This window comes from Bradyrhizobium macuxiense, from assembly GCF_007993935.1.
Taxonomy (GTDB): domain Bacteria; phylum Pseudomonadota; class Alphaproteobacteria; order Rhizobiales; family Xanthobacteraceae; genus Bradyrhizobium; species Bradyrhizobium macuxiense_A.
In genome coordinates, this window is record NZ_VITY01000004.1 from 55,540 (window position 1) to 78,293 (window position 22,754).

The following is a 22,754-nucleotide window of genomic DNA, read 5'->3' on the forward strand; positions in this document are numbered from 1 at the left end:
CCTACTCCAAGACCCGCGCTCGCATGTCCGCATCGGGCACGAAGCACGTCTCATATTTTCCGAAGATGCGATAGCGGTTGCGGGCGATGAGGCTGTAGACGGCGTCGCGCAGCGGTTTTGGCACCGCGAACAGCGCGCTTGTCCAGCCCCAGCCGGGGAGATGGCTCAGCACCGTCAGCGCGGCATCCGACTTCATCCAGGCGATGCCGCCATGAACCACGGCGTTGGTGTCGGGATCCTCGGGATCGATGCCGAAGGTCCTCGCCAGCCGCGTGCCGTAGGCGGACTGGATCGGCGTGAAACGGAAGCGCCTCTCGGAATCGCGCGCAACGACGAAGCGGACCCAGCGCGAGCAGAAGATGCAGACGCCATCGTAGAGGATCACGTCGTCGTCGGGCCAGCTCGTCATCGATTGTCCAAAATAAGCAGCGCGACCAGCATCAGCACGATCGCAGGTCCCGTCTTCACCAGTGCGCCGAGCGGCTCGATCCAGAGATCCGGCGTCAGGACCGCCGATCCCGTCATGTAGCCGAGCGAGGCGACGATGCCGGCGACAAGGCCGAACGCCGCGGTGCGTCGGATCGCGATCAGCACGCCGATGCTCATGTCCATCAGGCTGGTCAATACCGTCACCGGCCCGACCAGCGCGGGCGGAAAGTGATGCGCGCTCAGGATACCGGCGGCGGCGTCATAGGAGATGACCAGCGCGATGAAGCCGGAAGCAACCCAGAACAGCGCGAGGCTTGCGAAGATCAGCGCCTTGATCAGGAACAGCCGCGCAAACCATTTGTCCTGGATGGTCGCGGGTCGGCCGCCGACCGCCTGCGCGATCGTCTTCGGCACGATGCCGGTCGCGGCCATCCAGGCCGTGGGATCGCCGGTGACGCCGCGGCGCAGCTCGGCAATCGCATTGGAGCGCATCGGCGGCATCCAGCCGAGGCGGCTCGTGAGATCGCCGAGACGGGCGCCGAGATCGATCAGGAACGACGGCGACGCGATGCGAAAATGTTTCGCCGTGCCGAATGACCAGCGGAATTGGGCGATGACGCCGCCGAGCGAGACCGGCTGCTTCTGCATCAGGTCCCATGTCACCGCGCGCACCGCATCATCGGCGGCATCGCGCGCGGCGAGCCAGGCGATGGTGGCGGCGATATCCTCGACCGCGACCGGCTGGAACGGCGTTGCCGCCTCGTCGGCCGGCAAATCCACCGGCAGCGCCGCCAGCGCGCGCAGCATGGCGCTGCCGCCATAGGCCGATGGCGCGATCACAAAACCGGGGCGCAGGATCGCGTAGGCGATGCCGGACTCGGCGATCAGCCGTTCGGCCTCGCGCTTGGTGGTGCTGAAGGCCGTGCGATCCTCATCGGCGCTGCCGGGAATCGAAATGTGCACCAGACGGACGGCGCGATGGCTGTCGCGAATCGCCTGCAGCAGTCGCGCCACGAAGTCGCGATGCACGGCGCGGGTGTCGCTGCCCGGACCATCCTGCAGCACGCCGAGGCAATTCACGACGACATCGGCCTCGTGGGTACGAATAAGCTGCGTCAGGGCAGCGACATCCATCGCCATCACCGGCAGCTCGAGGTCGGCCGCGCCCATCTTTTGTGCAGCCGTGAAATGCCGCGCGATCCCGATCGCGCGAAAACCGCGCGCCCTGAGATCGTCGGTGACATAGCGTCCGATCAGGCCCGACGCGCCGAGCACGAGGATATTGTGTGATGCGCCGTCACTCATGAAATCGGATCATGCTCTAGAATGGTTTCGCGATCATCAGCCAGAGGATGATCATCACCGAGCCGAAGCCGGGAATCCCGAACAGGAACCAGCGGCGAAACAGCGCAGTGTAGCGCGGCGGCAGCGGAAGTCCCTTGTCGGCCGCCGCCTGCGCGAGGTCGCGCATCTCCATCTGCATGAAGACAACGGGAACCCAGAACATGCCGGCCAGCGCGTAAAGCGCGAGCGACACCAATAGCCAGCGCTCGGTGATGCTGGTTGCCGACAGCCACATCAGCAGCCCGCCGCTCGCCGGCTGCAGCAGCACCGCGCTCAGGGTGAAGATCATGTCCGCAACCACGACGGTCGACGCCGTGCGCGCGATGAACGACGCGCTTTGCGTGCGATGCGCCGCCAGCATGAAGAAGGCGATGCCGGTCCCGGTGCCGAGGATCACGATGGCGCCGAGCACATGCAGATATTTGATCAGGAAATAGAGCGTCATCGCAGTCCGCTCGCGATCGGGCCGGTTTCGGCGCGCACAAATACCGCCGCTGCCATAGGCCGTGCGCGCGCAAAAATCCACTGCGGCGGCGCACGCGGAGTACCCACATCGCGTTTGGATCGCGCGCCAAATCCTGGCGGCGAATCAGCCCCGAACGAGCTTTTTCCAAGCGATGGCACTGTCATACTGCGCGCGCGATTCACGCTTTGCACAGGGCCGGACCAGCAACCGGTCGCTTGAACCCGGCAAGTGTCCTTTTTCGGAACAAGTTTTCATGACACTGATGCAAAAAACCCACACGTTAACCGATAATTAACGATGGACCTTGAAGGCGGCCCTCCGACTTGCTTTGATTAGATGCATGAGCACAACGCTAATCGAGGTCCGGCCAGCCAAAGCTGCAGACGCAGCCTCGGTGGCGTCTACCCATGACGAAGCCTGGCGCTCGGCGTATCAGGGAATCATCCCCGGCGCCGAACTCGAAAAGCTGATCAATCGCCGTGGCCCGCAATGGTGGGATAGCGCCATCCGCAAGGGCAGCCGCGTCAGCGTGCTGGTGTTCGGTGACAGGATCGCGGGCTACGCCAATTACGGCCGCAACCGCGCCCGCAGCCTGCATTTCGAAGGCGAGATCTACGAGCTCTATCTGCGGCCGGAATTCCAGGGCCTCGGCTTCGGCCGGCGCCTGTTCGCCGCAGCCCGCCGCGACCTGATGCAGAGCGGCCTGAAGAGCATGGTGATCTGGGCGCTCTCCGACAACGAGCCGGCGACCGAGTTTTACCGCGCGCTGGGCGGCCGGATGGTGGCGCGCTCCTCGGAGCGGTTCGGGCCGAAGTCGCTCGACAAGGTCGCTTTCGCCTGGGCCAACTGAAAATCCTGCTTCTCTCGCAGCTGCAGCAAGGCTAAACCAGCTTGAGCGCTGCGCGCGACGGCCAGCCCGGCCCCACGGCCGGGCCTGATGCCGTTTTGCGGCCTGGCGGCGCCAACCAAAAAATCACATCGTTCTCAACTTCCAAAAGGCCACGCGGAGCAATCCATGCGTATCGACGCCATATCGATCGGAAAAAATCCGCCCCACGACGTCAACGTCATCATCGAGGTTGCCGTCGGCGGCGAGCCCATCAAGTACGAGATGGACAAGGAGGCCGGCACGCTCGTGGTGGACCGCTTCCTCTACACGCCGATGCGCTATCCCGGCAATTACGGCTTCATCCCGCACACGCTGTCGGGCGACGGCGATCCCTGCGACGTGCTGATCGTCAACACCCGCGCGATCGTGCCGGGCGCCGTGATGAGCGTGCGCGTGGTCGGCGTGCTCCTGATGGAGGACGAGGCCGGCGGTGACGAGAAGATCATCGCGGTGCCGTCATCGAAGCTGACCCAGCGCTACGACAAGGTGCACAATTACAGCGACCTGCCCGACATCACCCTGCAGCAGATCCAGCACTTCTTCGAGCACTACAAGGATCTCGAGAAGGGCAAGTGGGTGAAGGTGCTGCGCTGGGGCGACGCCGAAGAAGCCCGCAAGCTGATCCTCGAAGGCATCGAGCGCGCGAAGAAGAAGTGAGGACCAAGGTCCTGTTGCCTACTCCGTCATTGCGAGGAGCGTAGCGACGAAGCAATCCATGCTCCCACAAGGGGAGAGATGGATTGCTTCGCTCCGCTCGCAATGACGGCGGAAGTACTATTCGCTGGCTCACACCGCCGGCGCCGGCAGGCCGGCAATCGCGCAGGCGGCGCGCAGCGTGTTGACCAGCAGGCACGCCACCGTCATCTGCCCGACACCGCCCGGCACCGGCGTGATCGCGCCGGCAACGTTGAGCGCTTCCTGGAATGCGACGTCGCCGACCAGCTTCGGCTTGCCGCCGGGCACCGGGATGCGGTTGATGCCGACATCGATCACGGTCGCGCCCGGCTTGATCCAGTCGCCACGCACCATCTCCGGACGGCCGACGGCGGCATAGACCAGGTCGGCCCGGGCGCAGAGCTTGGCCAGATCGCGCGAGCGCGAATGCGCGATCGTCACCGTCGCGTTCTCGTTCAGCAGCAATTGCACCAGCGGACGGCCGACCAGATTGGAGCGGCCGATCACGATCGCGTTCATGCCCTCAAGCGAAGCATGCACGCTCTTGGTCAGGATGATGCAGCCGAGCGGCGTGCAGGGCGACAGCGCGGCCAGGCCACCGGCGAGCCGGCCGGCATTGCTCGGGTGCAGGCCGTCGACGTCCTTGGCCGGGTCGATGGCGTTGATGATGGTCTCGGTGTGCAACGATTTCGGCAGCGGCAGCTGCACCAGGATGCCGTGCACCAGCGGATCGCGGTTGAGCCGCGCGATCAGCGCCAGCAGATCAGCCTGCGACACGTCCTCCGGCAGCTTGTGCTCGAACGAGGCCATGCCGGCGGCCTGGGTCTGGGTGTGCTTGCTGCGGACATAGACTTCGCTGGCCGGATCGTGGCCGACCAGCACCACGGCGAGCCCCGGCGTGAGCGCATGATCGCGCTTGACGCGGGCGACCTCGTCGGCGACGCGGGCGCGAAGCTCGGCGGCGATGGCTTTTCCGTCAATGATGCGCCCAGTCATGTCAGTCCTTCGTCTTTTGGTTCGGCCCGGCCGCCGTCAGCTTCCGCAAGGTCTCGCCAAGGCCCTTGGGGTCGCCGGCGACCGCCACCTGCTTCAGCCGCGAGGTGGCGCCGGACAGCAGCTTCACCCTGGCCTTGGGCACGCCGAGCGCCTTGGCCAGCAACTCGGTCACCGCGCGGTTGGCCTCGCCGCCTTCCGCAATGGCGCGCACCCGCACCTTTACCACCGAGCGGCCGTTGGCCAGCGTTTCGATCCCGTCGATGTCGTCGCGGCCGCCGCGCGGCGTCACGCGCAACGCGATGCTGATGCCCTCGGTGGAGTAGCGCCAAGGCTCCATCAAAAAGGATCCATCAGCGGAGGTCCATCGCGAGGGGTCAGATCACGTTGGGATAGATGTAATAGGCGATCACCCGCTGGAGGAACATGATGATCAGGATCACGATGATCGGCGAGATATCAAGGCCGCCCAGATTGGGCATCACATTGCGAATCGGCCGCAGCACCGGCTCGGTGATCCGGTAGAGGAACTCGGCCACCGCGGAGACGAACTGGTTGCGCGTGTTGACCACATTGAAGGCGACCAGCCAGGACAGGATGGCGGAGGCGATCAAGAGCCAGACATAGAGGTCGAGGACGATGATGACGATGTCGAGAACAGCGCGCATATGTTGGGAGCTCGCGGGTGGGACGACCAATTGAAGCGCAACGAGACCGGACTGAGCCGCCATCGCGCGTCTTGTTTGAGCAGGATCTTCTCGGAAAACCGCTACACGCTTTTCGCTAACGCGGCCCGCCGGGTCCGGATCATGCTCTAAATATCGGTTCATCCCCCCGCAAACAAGGGAAGTTCCCGGCGGGACGGGCCGAAAACCGTTGTTTCACCGTTCTTGACTTGGCCTTGGGCGGGACTGTAAATGGCGCCCGACTGACGGCCGGGATACTCAGCAACACCCGGCCGCGATGGGGCCATAGCTCAGCTGGGAGAGCGCGTCGTTCGCAATGACGAGGTCGGCGGTTCGATCCCGCCTGGCTCCACCACGCTCCGCCCTTCGGGCTACGCGTGGCGCAGCCACGCAGGAGCCTGAAGGGCGGAGCGTGGTGTCCGGCGAAGCCCAAAGGGCGAAGACGGACTACCCCAGAACTCCTCTCTTCTCGGACACCTCGCCCTACGCGTGGCGCAGCCACGCAGGAGCCTGAAGGCCGAAGCGTGGTGTCCGGCGAAGCCCAAAGGGCGAAGACGGACTTTTACCCCCCTCACGTCCCCGTAAACCGCGGCGGCCGCTTCTCCACAAAGCTCGCGACACCCTCCCGGAAATCATTCCCCTTGAGCGCGATCTGCATCTCGCGGTTGGCGTCGATGGTGGCCTCGGCGAGGGTCTGGAACGGCACGTCATAGACCTGGCGCTTGATCACCGCGATCGCGCTCGGCGAGACGAAATCGGCGAGGTCGCGGGCATAGGCGTAGGTTTCCTCGCGCAGCTTCTCCGGCGAAGAGAGCCGGTTGACGAGGCCGATGCGCAGCGCCTCCGCGGCCGAGACGCGCCGCGCCGACATCAAGAGATCGAGCGCATTGGCGTGGCCGACGATGCGCGGCAGCATCCAGCTGATGCCATGCTCGGCGATCAGGCCGCGCCGCGCGAAGGCTGTCGTGAACACCGCACTGTCGGCCGCGAAGCGCAAATCGCAATACAGCGCGTGGACCAGGCCGATGCCCGCCGTGGCGCCGTTGAGCATCGCGATCACGGGCTTCTTGATCGCAGGGTAATAGGCGTAGCGCGTCTGCCAGTCGGCGCGGCGGTTCATGTCGAACGGAATGCTCTCGCCGCGCCTGACCTCGTTAGGATCGATCCCCTTCAGCGCTTCCATGTCGGCGCCGGCGCAGAAGCCGCGGCCCGCGCCGGTCAGGATGATGACGCGAACATCGTCGTCGTTCGATGCAGCCTCCATCGCGTGACGCACGTCGCGCTCCATGATCGCGGTCCACGCATTCATGCGGTCGGGACGGTTGAGCGTGATGGTCGCGATCCGGTCGCTGACCTCATAGAGGATGTGCTGGTAGCTCACGGCGATCTCCCTGTGCCTTGTTGTTATTGATGCGCGCGGCGATGCGAGCCGCGCGCGGCAGCCGACAGTAGCACATCCATCAGAATGAAAAGGCGGCGCGAAATTCCGCGCGGCGGCTATTCCGCGGCCTGCAACAACACCGGCTGCGGCACACGCGCGATCCAGCCGTCGATGAAATGCTTCAGCCACGCGCGCTCGGCGGCATCGTGCACGGCGCGTTCGGCGAAGTGCAGATGACGCGGTTGCGCACCCGGGGAATCCATTCGCGCGCAACCGCGCGTGGTCCAGCGATGCATCATTGCGTAGGTCACGTCGGGATGGAATTGCAGGCCGAAGGCGTTGCCGAGCTGGAACGCCTGCACCGGGAAATCGTCGCCCGCAGCAAGCAGGTCCGCGCCGTCGGGCAGTTGGAAGCCCTCGCCATGCCAGTGATAGACGCGCGCCGGCCAGTTCGGACACAGCGCGCGGCCGGCCGCCGTCGGCCTGACCGGGTAATAACCGACCTCGACACGGCCTTGTGGATGCGGCGCGACGCGTGCGCCGAGTTGCCGCGCCAGCATCTGCGCACCGAGGCAGATGCCCAGGAACGGACGCTGCTCGCGCAAGGGAATCGCGATCCAGTCGATCTCGCGCCGGATGTAATCGTCGGGATCGTTGGCGCTCATCGGGCCGCCGCAGATCACCGCGCCGGCATGCGCGTCGAGCGTTGCGGGCAGCGCGTCGCCGAAGCGCGGACGGCGGATGTCGAGGGGGTAGCCCAGCGCACGCAGGGCGTTGCCGATCCGGCCGGGAGTCGAGGTCTCCTGATGCAGCACGATCAGCACCGGCCGCCGCGAAACCTGATCCAAGGTCTGGTCCCAAATCTGATCCTTGGGCGTGACCGCGGCCGGCCTTCGGTTCGCGAAGGGCACCACGACACGGGTTTGGTCAGACCGGAACGACATTGCCTCTGCTTGAAGGTTTGGCCTCTGCTTAAGGATTCGGCACGTAAGGTGCGATCATAGCTAAGTGGTCGTTAACATCGTGTGAGTTTGCGCACAGACGCGCGAAGCAAATCGCGGGCCAGAAACAGCCTTAACGACGATCAATGGGCGCGTTTCGGAGCGAAGCGAGCAGCGGCTAGCGCTTGCGGAGCTGGAAACCGCCGACCGCCGTCAGGATGAAGGAGCGCGGAAACAGCCGGAGCAGGAACGGCACGACCTTGATGAAGGCGCCAGGCAGCACGGCGCGCTTGTTGGCCATCAAGCCGCGATAGGCCTGGCGCGCGACCTCGGCAGGCGTGACGTCGAGGATCGCGGAATCGAAGCCAGGCGCGAAGCCGGCGCGGTCCTGAAACTCGGAGGGCACGGGACCCGGGCAAACCACGGTGACGCGCACGCCCTTCGGCGCCAGCTCACAGCGCATCGCCTCGGAGAACGACAGCACATAGGCCTTGCTGGCATAGTACACCGCCATGCCGGGGCCCGGCAGGAATCCGGCGATCGAGCCGAGATTGAGGATACCACCGCGGTTGCGGATCAGCTGGTCGGCAAAGCGCAGCGTCAGGTCGGTCAGCGCGCGGATGTTGACGTTGATGATGTTGAGCTGCTCGGCACGGTCCCGCTCGATGGCGAGGCCGAACAGGCCGAAGCCGGCATTGTTGACGAGATATTCGACCTCGACACCGGCCTCGGTCAGGGCCTGCGCGATCCGGTCGCCCGCATCGGTCTGCTGGAGGTCACAGGGGATCACGATCGGCACCGCGCCGCCCTTGGCCCCGAGCTCGTCGGCGAGCGCCTTCAGGCGGTCGGCGCGCCGCGCCACCAGCGCCAGGCGGTGACCATTCGATGCAAACACGCGCGCCAGTTCGGTGCCTATGCCCGCCGATGCCCCGGTTATCAGCGTCACACGCTCAGTCACGTTCAAACTCTTACTGCAAATTCTAGTGAGGTCCCCAACAAGGCGACGAGAGCATAGGCATGCGGTGTGACGCAAGCCGCGTATGGGCTTGTGGACAGTCGCAGGCCGCTAATTTGGCGATGAAACGTCAGATTTTCAGTCGGATCGCCCCCAATCGCGGCGGACATTAAAGTTTCGTCATCCGTGATGCCGGCGACGATGCTCCCGCTTGCGCGGCCGACCGTGTCAGATTGCCGCGTCTGCCGTGCCCCAGGGGCCCTTCGGCAGCTCCGCCTGCTTCTCGGCGACCCGGTGCTTGAGGTCGATGCGGTCGCGCGAGGAAATGCCGAGCAGATCGGCAGCGCGCCAGACCACATTGTCCTCGAACTCGCTGACCTGGCCATCGGCATAGACCAGCTCCCACATCATCTCGACGATGCGCAGCCGTCCCTCCTCATTCACCGAGCGCATGATCACACTGGTAAAGTGATAGAGATCCACCGCCTCGCCTTCGACGCGCATTGCGGAGGCGATCAACTTGTCGGCGGTGCCGGGATCGAGCTGGAAGCGGCTCTCGATCAGGCTGTGCAGCTTGCGCGTCTCGGCGGGCGTCGGCTCGCCGTCCAGCGAGACGACATGTACCAGCAGCGCGGTGGCCGCTAGGCGATAGTCGCCGTCATCGAAGTGGCGGTCGGCCTTTGCATCGGGGGAGACGATATCGGCAATGAATTGGCGGAGTCCGTCGAGCATCGCTCTCTCTGTCGAATGAAGCTGAAACGTATATGGCGTGGAAACAGAACCGGCGCAATCCGCGCAGGTTCCCGCTGCGGCATTACGTTTGGGTAATCTGGAGCACCGTCATTGCGAGCGAAGCGAAGCAATCCATGGTTCTGCGGATGCGGTGCGATGGATTGCTTCGTCGCTTTCGCTCCTCGCAATGACGGAGAGGTCACTACCCCTCACGGTATCTCGTACACCACGAGCTTGTCGGCAATGCCGCGCAGTGCCGCTTCCTTCTGGATCGGCTTGATCGCAGCGCGATCGAGGATGCCTGCAACCTCCGCCGATTCCATCACCGGCTGGGTCAGATGGATTTCCTGCGACGTCGACAGGCTCTGCACCCTGGCTGCGATATTCACGGTCTGGCCGAAATAATCCTGCCGCTCGTTCAGCGTCACCGCGAGGCACGGCCCTTCATGGATGCCGATCTTGACGACCAGATCCTCCTTGCCGCGCTCGGCGTTGAGCTCTTTCATCGCCGCACGCATGCGCAGGCCCGCCGACAATGCATGCTCGGGCCGGATGAACGTTGCCATCACGGCATCGCCAATCGTCTTCACGACAGCGCCGCGCTCGGAGGCGATGATCTCGAGCAGCGCGTGGAAATGCGCCCGCACCAGATCGAACGCGGCGAGATCGCCGACCCGCTCATAAAGCGCGGTCGAGCCCTTGAGATCGGTGAACAGGAAGGTCAGCGCGGTGATCTTCAGCCGCTGGTCGACGGTGAGATTGTCGGCCTTGAATACGTCGCGGAAGGTCTGGTTCGACAGCATCCGCTTTGCGGTGAGGATCGGCTTGCGCTTGCCGAGCAATTTGTGCAGCGGATCGCCGGCGATCCACACCGATGGCAGCACGCGAACGTCGGCGTGATTCTCCAGCGAGAGCCGCAGTGGCCCCGGCCGCATCGTCGAGGTCCCGGTCGGCGCATGAGTCTTGTTGAATGCGATCGAGAACTGCTGACGATCGGTGGTCGGCTCGCCCTCGACGGCGAAGAAGTGCGCCGAATGCGTCACCGGCTCGAACACGATGACGAATTCATTGGGCAAATTGAGCGACAGGATCGCCTTTTCGCCGGGCGGCAATTCGAGCCCCTCCAGCGTCACCTCGTTGATCAGGGTCGCCAGCGAGCTCTCATCGAACTCGATCCCCGAACTCCAGAACATCTGGCGGAAATATTCCCAGATCGGCAGCGTGCTGGGATCGTGTGCGGCAATGTGCCGGACGCGCGGGCTGACGGTGAAGGCAACCTCGACCAGTTCATCGACCGAGGCCTCGTAGCCGCACGCGCACAGCGCGCAATTATAGTCGTCATGACGCAACGACTTCAGGGTGGTGTGGGCATCGAGCACGCCGCCGCAGCCGGGACACAGCACGTTCCAGCTCATGTCGAACAGGCCGAGCCGCGACGCATGCAGGAAGCCGGAGATCACCTTCTCCTCTTCCAGCCCGGTGCGGCGCGAGAAATCCAGCGCGTTGATGCGATTGAGCTCGCGATCATGGCCATCGGCGATCAGTTGCTGCATGGCATCGACGACGGCCGGATCGGCCGTCTGCCTGAGGACTGCGAGATGGGCCTGTGTATCGCTCATGGTGAGGCCTTAAGTGAGCATTGGGACACCGCCGCGCAAGGTCAGCGCGGCTTGATCGTGAACACCGGAGAGCGGTTCGGCTGTGTCGTCACCACGCCGATCGGAATCACCGGATCCTTGTCCGCCAGCGCGACGCGGAACGCGCCGACGATCTTCGCGAGCGCGAGCGTCGCCTCGACCAGCGCAAAATGCGCGCCGATGCAGACTCGTGCGCCAACGCCGAACGGCAGATAGGCAAAGCGATCGGGCGGCGTTCCCGTCAGGAAACGCTGCGGCACGAACGCGTTCGGGTCGCGCCACAACTTTTCATGCCGGTGCAACAGCCACGGTGCGATCAGGATTACGTCATGCTTCCTGACCGGACGGCCCATGATGGTGTCGGGACCGCCCGCCGCGCGCGCGATCAGGAATGCTGGCGGATAAAGCCGCATGGTTTCGTCGATCACCGCGCGGGTGAACTTCAACCGCTCAATGTCGAGCGTGCCATCTGCTGCCACGCTCCTGACTTCTGCTGCCAATTGTTCCTGGGTCTCAGGATCGAGCGCCAGCAGATAGAGCGCCCAGAACAGCGCGGTTGCGGTCGTCTCATGGCCGGCCAGGATCATGGTCGCGACCTGGTCGCCGAGCTGGGCATCGGTGAAGGCCTGGCCGGTTTCAGGATCGCGCGCGGCACCCATCAGATCGAACAGGTCGCGGGCCGGCGCGTTGTCATCCTTGCCGGCGGCGCGGCGCTCGGCCATCAGCATGCCAACGAATGCGGTCCAGCGCTTGCGGAAGCGGGCGCGCCGGAAATCCTGCGGGGTCGGCCAATTCAGGGGCAATAGCAGGTCCAGCATATGCGGCCGCGCCAGCGTGTCGCCATACTCCATCACGAAGTCGCGCAGCGCGGCGCCGTGGCGCTCCATGCCGAACGAGAACATGGTGCGGCCGGCGATCTCCAGCGTCATGCGCTGCATGACCTCGCGCAGATCGACCGGTCCATCGCTCGCGGTCTTCAGCTTGGCGATGGTCTCGTCGACCGCCGCGATCATGTAGGGCACGAGCGTCATCACCGCGCGCGGCGTGAATGCCGGCGCCAGCGTGCGGCGCTGATGCTTCCACGCGCGGCCCTCGGCGATCAGCAGGCCCTCGCCCAGCATCGGACGCAGCACGCGAAGACCTGCCGGCGTGCGGTGGTAGTTCTCGTAATTGTCGACCAGCACATGGCGGATCGCATCCGGCGTGTTGAGGATGAAGCTCGAGTGGTTGAAGAAGCGGCCCTGGACGATGTCGTCCTCATAGGCGCGCTGGCCCCAGGTTTCGATCGGCGAGTTGCGCATCACCCGCATCCGCTGGAACGCACCCATGTCGGCGGGCGCGCGCGGCGGAGCCGGCGGGACCAGGGGACGCCGCGTGACCGTGATATCGTAGACTTCGGCTATGCTCATGGTCCTCGCTTCCTGCCTCACGCATTGGCCGATCCGGCCATGCGATCCCGGCGCCATGAAGGCGCGCGGACCCTCCACCAGACCTAATAAGTCAGCTCGGCGACCGCAATCCGGTTCTCGGACGCCGGCCAGGCCCGCATCACGATGCGCTCTCCGTTGAAGATCGCGGCGACCGGACGGCCGACCTCGGCCGCGGCAAACCGCAACGTCGTCACCGCATCCGTCGGCACGCCGGATTTGACGTCGCCCGGCTCCTTGCCGTCGAACAGCACGATATCGCGCGGCAGACCGAAATAACCGCGCGGCCGCGACATCAGCACGATGGCGCCTGCACCGGCATCGGCCGGCAGCATCGGCCGCGCCGCACGCAGATGCACGATCTCGGAAGAGCGCGAAAACGGCGAGCGATAGATGTGCGTCGTCACCGCATCAGGCGAGGTCAGCACGAATTCGAGCGGCCAGGACGGATCGACCTGCGCCGGCCCCCAGCGGCCATCGGCGCCGGTCTGCGAGCTGTGCAGCGGGCCGCCGATGCGCTCGCCGGTCTCCGCCGACACACGATAGATATCGACCACGGCACCCGGCACCGGCTGGTTGGTCGGCACGCCGCCGGGCGTGCCCGTGACGAGGCCGCTCAGCCGCACCGCCGTCTCCGGCACGATCTCGATCCGCGACGGCTCATGCCCGGCGATGAATTTGTAGATCTCGCGAAAGGCGCGCGGATGATACGCGGTCTCGCGATGATCGACCGCACCGAGCACCAGATTGGTCGCGCCTTTCAGCGCGGGGCCTTCCGTCGTGACGTTGGTCGGCGTGCCCGGCTTGCCGATGAAGCGGCCGTCGGCTTGCGCATATTTGTCGAGACCGTCGCTGCGCAAGGTCAGGAACGCGGTGCCGACAGTTACTTCGCTGTCGCCATCGTTCAGCCCGCGCAGGAACGGTCCGCGCCCGTTGAACTCGTTGCCGAGGCCGTCGTCGGACGCATACACGCCGTGATTGGGCGTGCCGCACAGCACCGCGTGGCTGATGTCGCCGCCGCCACCATTCTTGATGATGTTGCGGATCGCATTGCCGCCGCGCGAATTGCCGACCAGCGCGATGCGCGCGGCGCCGCTGCTCTGCTTCAGCTCCTTGACCGCCTCGGCGAGCGCGCGGCGCTGGTCCTCGGTCGAGGAGCGGCCCGCCTGCTCGATCTTGTCATCGGCGCGCGCCAGCGGATCGGTGAAATTGATCGCGGCCATGCGCTCGCGCGGCACGCCGTTGGACTCCATCCGCCACAACGTCGTCATCCAGAGCGCGGCGTGATCGCCATTGCCGTGGACGAACAGGATCGGCGGGATGTCGCCGGCCTGCGCGGACTGGGCGAAGGCCGGGGCAGAGAGGCGGCCGGCCAGCAGAGTCAGGGCGCCGGCCCCTTGAAAAAATCTCCGCCGCGACAGCGCCATTGGTCCCCTTCCCCAAGCCTTTCAGGGCTTTAGCTGTGTCCTACCCAGCTCAGGGATACCGTTATCGCTGGACAGGACACGCGTTTGCCGGGCATCAGTTGATGCAGCCGGAATCATTCACAAACCATAGCAGGCCTACCGGAACCGGATATGACCGAACCGCCTGATCGACCAGACAGTATCACTGCACCGTTGCGGCATTCAATCTTCAGGCGAATCTGGCTCGCCAGCCTGCTCTCCAATCTCGGCATCCTGATCCAGGGCGTCGGCGCCGCCTGGGCGATGACCCAGATGAGCTCGGAGGCCGACAAGGTGGCGCTGGTGCAGACCGCGCTGATGCTGCCGGTGATGCTGATCTCGATGCCGGCCGGCGCCATCGCCGACATGCATGACCGCCGCATCGTCGCGCTGGTGTCGCTGGCGATCGCGCTCTCTGGCGCCACCACGCTGACGGTGCTGGCCTGGCTCAATCTGGTGACGCCGAACATCCTGCTCGCGCTGTGCTTCGTTGTCGGCAGCGGCATGGCGCTGTTCGGCCCGGCCTGGCAATCCTCGGTCAGCGAGCAGGTGCCGTCGGAGACGCTGCCGGCCGCGGTCGCGCTGAACGGCATCAGCTACAACATCGCGCGCAGCTTCGGCCCGGCGATCGGCGGCATCGTGGTTGCATCCGCGGGCGCCGTGGCGGCGTTCGCCGCCAATGCCGTGCTGTATCTGCCGCTGCTCGTCGTGCTGTTCCTGTGGAATCGCGTCAGCGAGCCGTCGCGGTTGCCGCGTGAACGGCTGAACCGCGCCATCGTTTCCGGCGTGCGCTACATCACCAATTCGCCGTCGATCAAGATCGTGCTGACCCGCACCATGGTGACCGGCATCATCGGCGGCTCGGTCTCGGCGCTGATGCCGCTGGTGGCGCGCGACCTCCTGCATGGCGGCGCGCAGACCTACGGTATCATGCTCGGCGCCTTCGGCATGGGCGCTGTGATCGGCGCGCTCAACATCAGCGAAATCCGCAGCCGGCTCAGCGGTGAGGCCGCGGTGCGGACCTGCGCGCTGCTGATGGGCGTCGCGATCGCAATCGTTGCCGTGAGCAAGCAGCCGGTCATCACCGCAGCCGCGCTGGTGGTGGCCGGCGCGGTGTGGATGCTGGCGATCGCGCTGTTCAATATCGGCGTGCAGCTGTCGGCGCCGCGCTGGGTCGCCGGCCGTTCGCTGGCGGCCTTCCAGGCCTCAATCGCCGGCGGCATCGCGATCGGAAGCTGGTGCTGGGGCCGCATCACGGACGTCGGCGGCGTCGAGATGGCGCTGCTGATCTCCGCCGGGTTGATGCTGCTGTCGCCGCTGCTCGGGATCTGGCTGCGGATGCCGCCGGTCGGCGCCCGCAACGAGGACGCGACCGATATGCTGGCCGATCCCGAGGTGCGGCTGCAACTGACCGGACGCAGCGGGCCGCTGGTGGTCGAGATCGAGTACCGGGTGGCGCAGGACAATGCGCGCGCCTTCCACAACGTGATGCAGGACGTGCAGCTGAGCCGCCAGCGCAACGGTGCCTATGGCTGGTCGATCGCGCGCGACATCGCCGATCCCGAATTGTGGACCGAGCGCTATCATTGCCCGACCTGGCTCGATTTCCTGCGCCAGCGCAACCGCGCCACCCAGATCGAGCGCGAGCTGCATCAGAAGGCGGCCGACTTCCATATCGGCGCGGATCCGATCCGCGTGCGCCGGATGCTGGAGCGGCCGTTCGGGTCGGTGCGCTGGAAGGACGAGACCCCGGACCGCGCCGCCAAGGAAGTGATCCCGGTGGTCGCGACCGCGGCGGGCAGCAGTACGTAGATCTAGCCGGTCGTTACTGCCCGTTGTCGGTGAGCGTCTGCTGGCAGGCCTTGCTGAGGCGGCTGCGATGCTCTCTCAGGCAGGCCAGCACGACCTGATCACCCTCGCTGAGATGGGCGCGGCAGAACCGCGAGGCATCGCGCGAGCAGGCATCACGCCCCTGCTGCTGTGCCGACGCGGCCGACGTCAACAGGACCAGTGGAACGACGGCGAACAAGAATCGGGTCATCTCTCAAAGCCTCTAAGGAACAGAACGCTGGTTCTATAGCGTTTCAGGGGTGCGAAGAAGCTTGAAACGGGCAGACCCGGCCGGTTCCCGCGGCGCAAATCACTCGGCGGCGGCCCGGCGCTGCGCGGCGAGATCGCGATCCAGCACGATGCGGCAGCCGCTGCTGAGCTGGGAGCGATTCTTGACCATGCAGGCGGTGATCCTGGGGATGTTCGGGATCTCGGCGCTGCACAGCCGGAACGCATCGCCCGAGCACATCTGCTGCGCTTCGGCACTGAACGCAAAGCTCGCGGTCGGCGACAACACGGCAATTGTGGCCGCAACGGTCAACGCGACGCCGGCTCTGCGCACTGCACGCTCGAGACCCTGACTGCTGAAGATGGTGATCATGATCGGCTCCCATCGGCGCCGCAAATGGCGGGGCCCTTGTTTGATGGACCGATCCTGCACGGGCGCGAGCTGGCCGACCGTGACGGTCATCACGCATGGATAGGGCCCGCTTTTTCTTGCCGTTTCGCCGCCTTGTTGGGACCGCGTTAAGACCTTGTTGGCATTAATCGCTCGTTACGGCTGTGGCGTATCCTTAAGTTCCGAGAGAGTGTGTAGCGATGCGTAGTGCGTTGGGCCTGATGCTGGCCAGTGTTGTAGCGGCGATCGTGATCGCCGGCGTGTGGTTCTGGACCTCCTCCCCGCGTGCCGACGCGGCTCCTCCGCAGACAACGGCAGCAAGCCAGGCCGATCCACTCCCTGTGGCGGCGAGGCAGGCCGCCAGGGACGATGTCGACACGACCGCCGCGCTGTCGAAGCGCGCCGACGCCACCCAGGCGGCAGCGCCGGCCGCAGCCCCCGCACCGGCTCAGGTGCAGGCCCCGGTCGCGGCCGCGCCCAAATGCGCCAATCCCGATGGGCTCGGCATCAGCCGCACCGTCGTGGTCGACACGACCGGCGGCCCGGGCTTCGGCTTCCTGCAGTACAAGCAATATGACTTCCTGACCGACCATGAGGTCGTGCTGACCTTCGACGACGGTCCGTGGCCGACCACGCCCACCGTGCTCAAGGCGCTGGCGGATGAGTGCACCAAGGCGGTGTTCTTCCCGATCGGCCTGCACACCACCTATCACCCGGATATCCTCCGCCAGGTCGCCGCCGCCGGCCACACCATCGGCGCCCACACCTGGTCGCACGCACATCTGGCCGGCAAGAAGATCACCGAGCAGCAGGCCAAGGACGAGATCGAGAAGGGCTTTAGCGCGGTGAAGCTGGCGCTGGGGGCCAACCCCGCTCCGTTCTTCCGCTTCCCGGCACTGGCGCACACGCCGGCGACCACAGCCTATCTCGGCACGCGCAACATCGCGATGTTCTCGGTCGACGTCGACTCCAACGACTTCAAGTCCAAGAGCTCGGATGAGGTGATCAACAACGTGATGACCAAGCTCGACAAGGAGCACAAGGGCATCATCCTGATGCACGATCTGCAGAAGCACACCGCGCAGGCGCTGCCGACGTTGCTGCGCAAGCTGAAGGCCGGCGGCTACAAGGTGGTCTGGATGAAGGCCAAGACCCAGATCGAGACGCTGCCCGAATACGACGCGATGATGGCAAAGACCGAGAAACCGGTCGCATCGGGCCGGCCGATCGGCAACGTCGTGCAGACGGTCGCCGAGTAACGCCGCGAATACGCCGAACACGCTCAACGCAAAAAGCGCCCCTGGATCGGATCCAGGGGCGCTTTCGTTTGCGGTGTCGGCGTCGGCGACCCGCAAATCACCGTGGGCGCCGGTGGCGAGGTTCCCTGCCGCAGAGGCGCGCCGCCAAAATATCGAAAACAACCCCATGCAAAGGAGCTGGCGGTGCCGGCGCTCGACAAGGCGCGCCGTCGCGCGCTTGCCCGGGCATGACGAAGCCGAACGCGCGGCTACCAGTAAATCCCGTGGCGATGCAGCTCGCCGATGATGCGGCCCTCGGTCCAGCGCCGTGCGTGGCGGCGATGGCTCGACCGGTGCGCGGTCGACCACTGCTCGCCTGCCGGCCTGGCGTCGGGCGCCGCTGACGGCTGGACGTTGGCCTGCTGCGCGGTCGGCTGGGCTTGCGGCTGCGGGGCCGGCGCGGCAACCGGCGCCGCCCGCTCGACATATTTCGGCGCCTCGGCGGGCTGCGGGGGCGCTTCGACGGCTGGTGTCACCGGCGCATCGGCACCCTTGCCCGCCGTTTTGACCGAACTCGATGCGGCTGCCGGTAGCGACGCTGCCCCGCCCAACGACAGGCTTCGTTCGCCGGCCTGTGCGGAAGCGGACACCAAGACCATCGCCATGATCAGGATGAGTTTACGCATTGTTGTTCTCCCGTTGGTGGCCGGGAGACTAGCGATGTCGAGCGACGGACTTTGTGAGATGCGTCACGCCATCAAGACATCGGTTGCCGACGGGTTGGCATAGTCCAGTCGGATTGTTGGAACTTGGTCCTATCGGCGGGGCCGTATCACTGTAGCTTATGGCCTTGAGACATGGTCTCGGCACAACGCCCTTCGCCCGTGCGCGCCAGCGTCGACAGCACAGGTTTGTGTGCCGCGCCTCCGACAATGACCTGGGAATAGATTCGTCGGTTTGGCCTTCTCCTTCACGATGCTTGAACTCCGGAGAAACTCAGTGAGTGCATTTGAACAAGGTCGCGTCCGGCCCGGCGCCGATGGCTTGGCAAATACGGCCGCCGAAAAGCTCCGTTCGATGGTGCCGGCGGCTGGAGCGATGGCTTATCCGTTCGTGCTCGATGCATTTCACCTCGCGGTCTCTCCGGCGAGCGGTCAGCTCTCGCCGGGCCGGCTGGTGCTGGCGGCGCTCTGCCTGCTGGCCGCGACGGCCGTGCCCTTGCTGGGGCTAGCTTGCGCCTGGTGGCTCACCAAGGCAGCGCCGTCGTTCTTCGAACTACGCGCCCGGCGGCTCGCCTATGTCAGCATCGCCGCGCCGCCATTGTTCGTGCTGACCGGCGTCGGCCTCGGACTGCTGCACATCCCCATCAGCGACGAGCTCGTATGGGTCGCGGCTTGGCTCGCCGCGTCTCTCTACGTGCTGCTCGGCGGCGAGCAGGAGCGGCCGGCGACATCGGCCGCGAGTGCTCCGTCCCTTGCCGGATGGCGCGTTGCGCATGGTATCGCGGCGGCGGTGATTCTGCTCTACGTCGCGTTTCATCTCACCAATCACCTGCTGGGCCTGCTCGGACCCGACGTTCATGGCGCCGTGATGAAGATCGGACGCACGGTCTATCGCTCTTCCGTGATCGAACCGATCCTCGTCGGCCTGATGCTGTTCCAGGTCGCAGTCGGCGTGCGGCTCGCCTGGCGCTGGAGCGCGCTGCCGGCGGATGCGTACCGCGTGTTTCAGATCGGCTCCGGCACCTACCTCGCGGCATTCATCGTCACCCATCTGAATTCAGCATTCGTCTCGGCGCGCGCCGCGCATCACATCGACACCAATTGGGACTGGGCCTCGGGCGCACCGACCGGCCTGATCCATGACGCCTGGAGCATTCGCCTGGTGCCGCACTACGCGCTCGGCGTGTTCTTCGTCCTCGGCCATCTGGCTGCAGGATTGCGCGGCGTCCTGATCGCACACGGCATCGCCACCACCATTGCCAACCGGATCTGGGCAATCGGGCTCGCGATGGGAGGGCTGATCGCGATTGCGATCATGAGCGGCCTATGCGGTGCGCGGATCTAGAGCGTCAGGCCGCGCAAATCGTCCGATAGGCTGCCAGCTGGAGTGCGACCACGCGCCGCGCGGAATGACATTTCTCGAACCACAGACGCGCGGCGTCGCCGCGGCCATTGTCGTCCAGCGGATCAGCAAGGACTTCGAAAATCCGGGCCGCGCACGACTCGATGCTGTCGGCAGCCAGACAGGGCGGCGCTGCTCCGAAGAACTCCGCTGATTGGGCTTCATCCAGATTCGTTATGACCCGGCGTCCGAGCGCCATTGCCTCAAAGGTCACTCCGCCCATCGCCGGTATCATGAACTGATCGACCACGACGTCACTCGAGCAGTAGAGCTGTCGAAGCTCCGCCTTGTTGAGCGACGGAATCCACGAAACCATGTCTTCGATGCCAAGCTCCCGGATGAGCTCCTTGCTCCGGTGGACGTCAACACCCCACTCGACCAGGATGATGCGAAAATCGCGATCCGTTTGTGCGACCTGTGCTGCCGCCCTCAGAAAAAGATCATTGCCCTTCTGCATTGAAGCCGGTGCCGCGTGCCAGTGATGGCGCGTCGGACTAAAGAATGTGGTGACCTTGGCATCCCGCATCGGGATCTTGAGCTTTGCTCGAAAGGTCGAAATCTTTTCATCGTCGAAGGCATGCGGAAGGTAGACGGTCCGCTCTCTCTTTAGCTTCAGCCGCTTCACGGACGGCAGCACGTCCGAATTGGTCACGAACGAAAAAGCCGCATTCTTGTACGCCGCCGAACAAAGAATGCCATTGTAGCTCTTCTCAAAGGGCACTTCCCGCAGCGTGCCATGTTCGTAACAGGTGTAATTCTTGAATCCGTTGATGAATGGAATGAACCCGTCGATCGAATAACCCTGAATGATGTCGTAGTGCTCCAATACGTCCGCGAACTCATTGGCGACGGTCGATGCGAAGGCTTCGACGGAGACCAGGGCTTCTGCCGGATAATCCGTGAACTGCCGCAGCACATCGCCAAGCAGTACCGCACGTTGCGGGGCGCTTCGATCCTCGCCCTTGCCGTACTTTTCGAAATAGCGAAACTCCGGGCGATCGATGATCTCCGAGCGGGTCACCACGGGAACGACGAACGAACCGACGTCGGCGGCCGCGCTTGTGCTTGCTGCCGTCATCGCGGTGTCAGGGTCCGGGATCGCAAGGACATTGCTTTCGCTTACAACCGGCGTCGCGGTGCCTGGATCCGGCGCCGCAAAGACATCAGCAGGAAACTCGAAGCCAAAACGCGGCAAGCCGCGGGTCCGTCTCTGACTTCGCCAAAAGGCGACCGCCAGGCTCGACCAGGCCGCAACTCCGGTTTCCGCCTCACGGCGCAAATGAACAAACACATATTTCGTCAGCAAGGAGCGATAGATCGATGTGAGGCGACTTGGCCCTTTGGGATCTGGTGCGCGCGTATCGCGAAGCGTTACATCCTCGTGGCTTTCACTTGCAGTCGGCACTGCGATGTCAGGATCCGGCGTCGTGAAGACATCAGCCGGGAACTCGAAGCCAAAACACGGCAAGCCGCGGCTGCGTCGCTGACTTCGCCAAACGGCGACCGCCAAGCTCGACCCGGCGACGACACCGGTTTCCGACTCACGACGCAGCTGAACAAACACGTGCTTCATGAGCAAGGCACGATAGATCGATATCAGGCGGCTCGGCCCGTTGGGATTTGGTGGCGGCGGGCTGCGGAACGTCTGGTATCCATTGTCTTCGCTTGCAGGCGGCGCCGCCGTGTCAGGACCCGGGATCGTGAAGACATCAACCGGAAACTCGAAGCCGAAACGCGGCAGGCCGCGGCTTCGTCTCTGACTTCGCCAGATTGCGACCGCCAGACTCGATCCGGCGACAACGCCGGTCTCCGCCTCGCGCCGCAAATGCGCAAACACATGCTTCGTGAGCAAGGCGCGATAGATTGATGTCAGGCGGCCTGGTCCCTTAGAATCTGGCGACCGCGAACTGCGGAAGGCCCGATATTCGTTGCCTTTGCTTGCAGCCGGCGCCGCGGTGTCAGGGTCCGGGATCGTGAAGACGTCCGCAGGAAACTCGAAGCCAAAGCGCGGCAGGCCGCGGCTGCGTCTCTGACTTCGCCAGATTGCGACCGCCAAACTCGGCCCTGCGACAACCCCGCTTTCCGCCTCGCGCCGCAAATGAGCAAATACATGCTTCGTGAGCAGGGTGCGATAAATCAATATGAGGCGGCCTGGTCCTTCGGGATCTGGCGACCGCGAGCCGCGAAACGTCGGATCTTCGTCGACGCCTGATCGACCTTCCCCAATCTGCGGATCTGGCGCGGCGACCTCCGATGAAATCCGCGAAATGGCGGAGAGCGCAGGCTCTATGGTCGCCTCCGGCGGGGCGATGGTCAGTAGATCGACCGGTTGCGGGCTTCGGGCCGACTTCTGGATCTGGAAGTCCTGAAAATCGCGCGCAATCGAAATCGTGTCTGCCAGATGCTCCTGCATCGGTGGACGGACCCGGCTCTCTGCAGCGGCGATGCCATCGAGCATCTCCCAATACCTTGCCTGCAGCAGCGTCCAGAAAAATGTCGCGGCTTCGCTGTCGCCGGCGTTCTTCGCACGAAGGTACGAAAGGCAATCGAGAACGGGGCCTTGCACAAACCAATCCGGTCGCCGCCAACCGCCCAACTCGGTGGCCCACCAATCCGGGAACATGTTGTCGACATGGCCGTCGAAGCTTGCGGCCTCCCATTCCGGGCAACCCATGACGTGATAGTAGTTGTAGCAAACGACGTCCGCTTCGATGCCAAAGCGACGCTGAATCAGCGCATTGTTGTAGGCATTGTTCGCGATATTACCGATATGCAGGACGCGCAGCGGGCGGTCGTGAGCGCGCTGGAATTCCTTCACGAACGCAAGCTGTCCTTGAAGCTCGCTGTCATGACCTTCGCGTCCCAACGCCACCCCCCAAGCAATCGTATCTCAGGTATTACGCCTTCCGCGTGCGAACGCACAACCCAAGATCGCGCGGCCAG

General features: G+C 64.8%; 22 protein-coding genes and 1 tRNA gene. 6 read left to right on the forward strand and 17 right to left on the reverse strand.

Annotated features, from left to right (window positions below; genetic code table 11):
• Nucleotide 1: 1 nt before the first annotated feature.
• From FBZ93_RS11480 to FBZ93_RS11490, 3 genes are read right to left on the reverse strand one after another with little or no spacing between them, the layout of a single operon-like run.
• Nucleotides 2-409: a thiol-disulfide oxidoreductase DCC family protein gene (locus FBZ93_RS11480; RefSeq protein WP_146986120.1), complete on the reverse strand. Its 408-nt coding sequence runs from the start codon at nt 407-409 to the stop codon at nt 2-4.
• Nucleotides 406-1,734 (reverse strand): SDR family oxidoreductase, encoded by a 1,329-nt coding sequence (locus FBZ93_RS11485; RefSeq protein WP_146986121.1) that lies wholly within the window; start codon nt 1,732-1,734, stop codon nt 406-408. Before FBZ93_RS11485 ends, FBZ93_RS11480 begins: the two co-directional genes overlap by 4 nt.
• Before the next feature lie 16 nt (nt 1,735-1,750).
• Entirely contained in the window at nt 1,751-2,218 is a 468-nt protein-coding gene (locus FBZ93_RS11490; protein WP_146986122.1) for a DUF2269 family protein, read from the reverse strand.
• A 361-nt stretch (nt 2,219-2,579) separates the two neighbouring features.
• Between FBZ93_RS11490 and FBZ93_RS11495 the strand changes: the two genes are divergently transcribed.
• Nucleotides 2,580-3,089: a GNAT family N-acetyltransferase gene (locus FBZ93_RS11495; RefSeq protein ID WP_021078234.1), complete on the forward strand. Its 510-nt coding sequence runs from the start codon at nt 2,580-2,582 to the stop codon at nt 3,087-3,089.
• Between the two features lie 165 nt (nt 3,090-3,254).
• Nucleotides 3,255-3,785 carry an inorganic diphosphatase gene (gene ppa / locus FBZ93_RS11500; protein ID WP_024583161.1) on the forward strand — a complete coding sequence of 177 codons (531 nt, stop codon included), beginning with the start codon at nt 3,255-3,257 and terminating at the stop codon, nt 3,783-3,785.
• 129 nt (nt 3,786-3,914) lie between these two features.
• Here the strand turns inward: ppa and folD are convergent, their stop codons facing one another.
• Genes folD through FBZ93_RS11515 form a run of 3 tightly spaced genes read right to left on the reverse strand, consistent with a single transcriptional unit; the run spans nt 3,915 to nt 5,464 of the window.
• Nucleotides 3,915-4,799 (reverse strand): bifunctional methylenetetrahydrofolate dehydrogenase/methenyltetrahydrofolate cyclohydrolase FolD, encoded by an 885-nt coding sequence (folD, locus tag FBZ93_RS11505; RefSeq protein WP_146986123.1) that lies wholly within the window; start codon nt 4,797-4,799, stop codon nt 3,915-3,917.
• A gap of 1 nt (nt 4,800) precedes the next feature.
• Nucleotides 4,801-5,136 (reverse strand): DUF167 domain-containing protein, encoded by a 336-nt coding sequence (locus FBZ93_RS11510; protein WP_146986124.1) that lies wholly within the window; start codon nt 5,134-5,136, stop codon nt 4,801-4,803.
• Between the two features lie 37 nt (nt 5,137-5,173).
• A complete protein-coding gene (locus FBZ93_RS11515) occupies nt 5,174-5,464 on the reverse strand; it encodes a YggT family protein (protein ID WP_050425753.1) in 291 nt (96 codons plus the stop codon).
• Between the two features lie 297 nt (nt 5,465-5,761).
• Here FBZ93_RS11515 and FBZ93_RS11520 point away from each other — a divergent pair.
• Nucleotides 5,762-5,837, forward strand: a tRNA-Ala gene (locus FBZ93_RS11520).
• A 216-nt stretch (nt 5,838-6,053) separates the two neighbouring features.
• On the opposite strand, the gene FBZ93_RS11525 is transcribed toward FBZ93_RS11520, so the two are convergent.
• The 7 genes from FBZ93_RS11525 to FBZ93_RS11555 form a co-directional block, all read right to left on the reverse strand.
• On the reverse strand, nt 6,054-6,863 hold the full coding sequence (locus tag FBZ93_RS11525) for an enoyl-CoA hydratase (RefSeq protein WP_146986125.1): 810 nt from the start codon (nt 6,861-6,863) through the stop codon (nt 6,054-6,056).
• Nucleotides 6,864-6,979: 116 nt separating this feature from the next.
• Nucleotides 6,980-7,807, reverse strand: a complete 828-nt coding sequence (locus tag FBZ93_RS11530) for a glutamine amidotransferase (protein WP_146986126.1) — start codon at nt 7,805-7,807, stop codon at nt 6,980-6,982.
• Nucleotides 7,808-7,982: 175 nt separating this feature from the next.
• Nucleotides 7,983-8,762 (reverse strand): SDR family NAD(P)-dependent oxidoreductase, encoded by a 780-nt coding sequence (locus tag FBZ93_RS11535; RefSeq protein WP_146986127.1) that lies wholly within the window; start codon nt 8,760-8,762, stop codon nt 7,983-7,985.
• Between the two features lie 225 nt (nt 8,763-8,987).
• Complete coding sequence (locus FBZ93_RS11540) at nt 8,988-9,491, reverse strand: TerB family tellurite resistance protein (protein WP_146986128.1); 504 nt, start codon at nt 9,489-9,491, stop codon at nt 8,988-8,990.
• Nucleotides 9,492-9,700: 209 nt separating this feature from the next.
• Nucleotides 9,701-11,110, reverse strand: coding sequence for an adenylate/guanylate cyclase domain-containing protein (locus tag FBZ93_RS11545; protein WP_146986129.1), 1,410 nt, complete (start codon nt 11,108-11,110; stop codon nt 9,701-9,703).
• Nucleotides 11,111-11,151: 41 nt separating this feature from the next.
• Nucleotides 11,152-12,537, reverse strand: coding sequence for a cytochrome P450 (locus tag FBZ93_RS11550; RefSeq protein WP_146986130.1), 1,386 nt, complete (start codon nt 12,535-12,537; stop codon nt 11,152-11,154).
• An 83-nt stretch (nt 12,538-12,620) separates the two neighbouring features.
• On the reverse strand, nt 12,621-13,982 hold the full coding sequence (locus FBZ93_RS11555; protein ID WP_146986131.1) for a hydrolase: 1,362 nt from the start codon (nt 13,980-13,982) through the stop codon (nt 12,621-12,623).
• Nucleotides 13,983-14,132: 150 nt separating this feature from the next.
• Between FBZ93_RS11555 and FBZ93_RS11560 the strand changes: the two genes are divergently transcribed.
• Complete coding sequence (locus tag FBZ93_RS11560; protein ID WP_146986132.1) at nt 14,133-15,812, forward strand: MFS transporter; 1,680 nt, start codon at nt 14,133-14,135, stop codon at nt 15,810-15,812.
• A gap of 13 nt (nt 15,813-15,825) precedes the next feature.
• Here FBZ93_RS11560 and FBZ93_RS11565 read toward each other — a convergent pair whose 3' ends face one another.
• Nucleotides 15,826-16,041 (reverse strand): cysteine rich repeat-containing protein, encoded by a 216-nt coding sequence (locus FBZ93_RS11565; protein WP_146986133.1) that lies wholly within the window; start codon nt 16,039-16,041, stop codon nt 15,826-15,828.
• Between the two features lie 99 nt (nt 16,042-16,140).
• Complete coding sequence (locus FBZ93_RS11570; RefSeq protein WP_433995403.1) at nt 16,141-16,521, reverse strand: hypothetical protein; 381 nt, start codon at nt 16,519-16,521, stop codon at nt 16,141-16,143.
• Nucleotides 16,522-16,649: 128 nt separating this feature from the next.
• Between FBZ93_RS11570 and FBZ93_RS11575 the strand changes: the two genes are divergently transcribed.
• Complete coding sequence (locus FBZ93_RS11575) at nt 16,650-17,708, forward strand: polysaccharide deacetylase family protein (protein WP_146986134.1); 1,059 nt, start codon at nt 16,650-16,652, stop codon at nt 17,706-17,708.
• Between the two features lie 248 nt (nt 17,709-17,956).
• Here the strand turns inward: FBZ93_RS11575 and FBZ93_RS11580 are convergent, their stop codons facing one another.
• On the reverse strand, nt 17,957-18,373 hold the full coding sequence (locus FBZ93_RS11580) for a hypothetical protein (RefSeq protein ID WP_146986135.1): 417 nt from the start codon (nt 18,371-18,373) through the stop codon (nt 17,957-17,959).
• Between the two features lie 313 nt (nt 18,374-18,686).
• On the opposite strand from FBZ93_RS11580, the gene FBZ93_RS11585 reads away from it, so the two are divergent.
• On the forward strand, nt 18,687-19,754 hold the full coding sequence (locus FBZ93_RS11585) for a hypothetical protein (RefSeq protein ID WP_246667451.1): 1,068 nt from the start codon (nt 18,687-18,689) through the stop codon (nt 19,752-19,754).
• A gap of 4 nt (nt 19,755-19,758) precedes the next feature.
• On the opposite strand, the gene FBZ93_RS11590 is transcribed toward FBZ93_RS11585, so the two are convergent.
• Nucleotides 19,759-22,677, reverse strand: coding sequence for a glycosyltransferase (locus FBZ93_RS11590; RefSeq protein WP_146986136.1), 2,919 nt, complete (start codon nt 22,675-22,677; stop codon nt 19,759-19,761).
• Nucleotides 22,678-22,754 lie beyond the last annotated feature (77 nt).

Coding starts and splice junctions, on each gene's coding strand:
- FBZ93_RS11480 (WP_146986120.1), bottom strand. CDS start 409: ATGACGAGCTGGCCCGACGACGACGTGATCCTCTACGATGGCGTCTGC.
- FBZ93_RS11485 (WP_146986121.1), bottom strand. CDS start 1,734: ATGAGTGACGGCGCATCACACAATATCCTCGTGCTCGGCGCGTCGGGC.
- FBZ93_RS11490 (WP_146986122.1), bottom strand. CDS start 2,218: ATGACGCTCTATTTCCTGATCAAATATCTGCATGTGCTCGGCGCCATC.
- FBZ93_RS11495 (WP_021078234.1), top strand. CDS start 2,580: ATGAGCACAACGCTAATCGAGGTCCGGCCAGCCAAAGCTGCAGACGCA.
- ppa (WP_024583161.1), top strand. CDS start 3,255: ATGCGTATCGACGCCATATCGATCGGAAAAAATCCGCCCCACGACGTC.
- folD (WP_146986123.1), bottom strand. CDS start 4,799: ATGACTGGGCGCATCATTGACGGAAAAGCCATCGCCGCCGAGCTTCGC.
- FBZ93_RS11510 (WP_146986124.1), bottom strand. CDS start 5,136: ATGGAGCCTTGGCGCTACTCCACCGAGGGCATCAGCATCGCGTTGCGC.
- FBZ93_RS11515 (WP_050425753.1), bottom strand. CDS start 5,464: ATGCGCGCTGTTCTCGACATCGTCATCATCGTCCTCGACCTCTATGTC.
- FBZ93_RS11530 (WP_146986126.1), bottom strand. CDS start 7,807: ATGTCGTTCCGGTCTGACCAAACCCGTGTCGTGGTGCCCTTCGCGAAC.
- FBZ93_RS11540 (WP_146986128.1), bottom strand. CDS start 9,491: ATGCTCGACGGACTCCGCCAATTCATTGCCGATATCGTCTCCCCCGAT.
- FBZ93_RS11545 (WP_146986129.1), bottom strand. CDS start 11,110: ATGAGCGATACACAGGCCCATCTCGCAGTCCTCAGGCAGACGGCCGAT.
- FBZ93_RS11550 (WP_146986130.1), bottom strand. CDS start 12,537: ATGAGCATAGCCGAAGTCTACGATATCACGGTCACGCGGCGTCCCCTG.
- FBZ93_RS11555 (WP_146986131.1), bottom strand. CDS start 13,982: ATGGCGCTGTCGCGGCGGAGATTTTTTCAAGGGGCCGGCGCCCTGACT.
- FBZ93_RS11560 (WP_146986132.1), top strand. CDS start 14,133: ATGACCGAACCGCCTGATCGACCAGACAGTATCACTGCACCGTTGCGG.
- FBZ93_RS11565 (WP_146986133.1), bottom strand. CDS start 16,041: ATGACCCGATTCTTGTTCGCCGTCGTTCCACTGGTCCTGTTGACGTCG.
- FBZ93_RS11570 (WP_433995403.1), bottom strand. CDS start 16,521: ATGACCGTCACGGTCGGCCAGCTCGCGCCCGTGCAGGATCGGTCCATC.
- FBZ93_RS11575 (WP_146986134.1), top strand. CDS start 16,650: ATGCGTAGTGCGTTGGGCCTGATGCTGGCCAGTGTTGTAGCGGCGATC.
- FBZ93_RS11580 (WP_146986135.1), bottom strand. CDS start 18,373: ATGCGTAAACTCATCCTGATCATGGCGATGGTCTTGGTGTCCGCTTCC.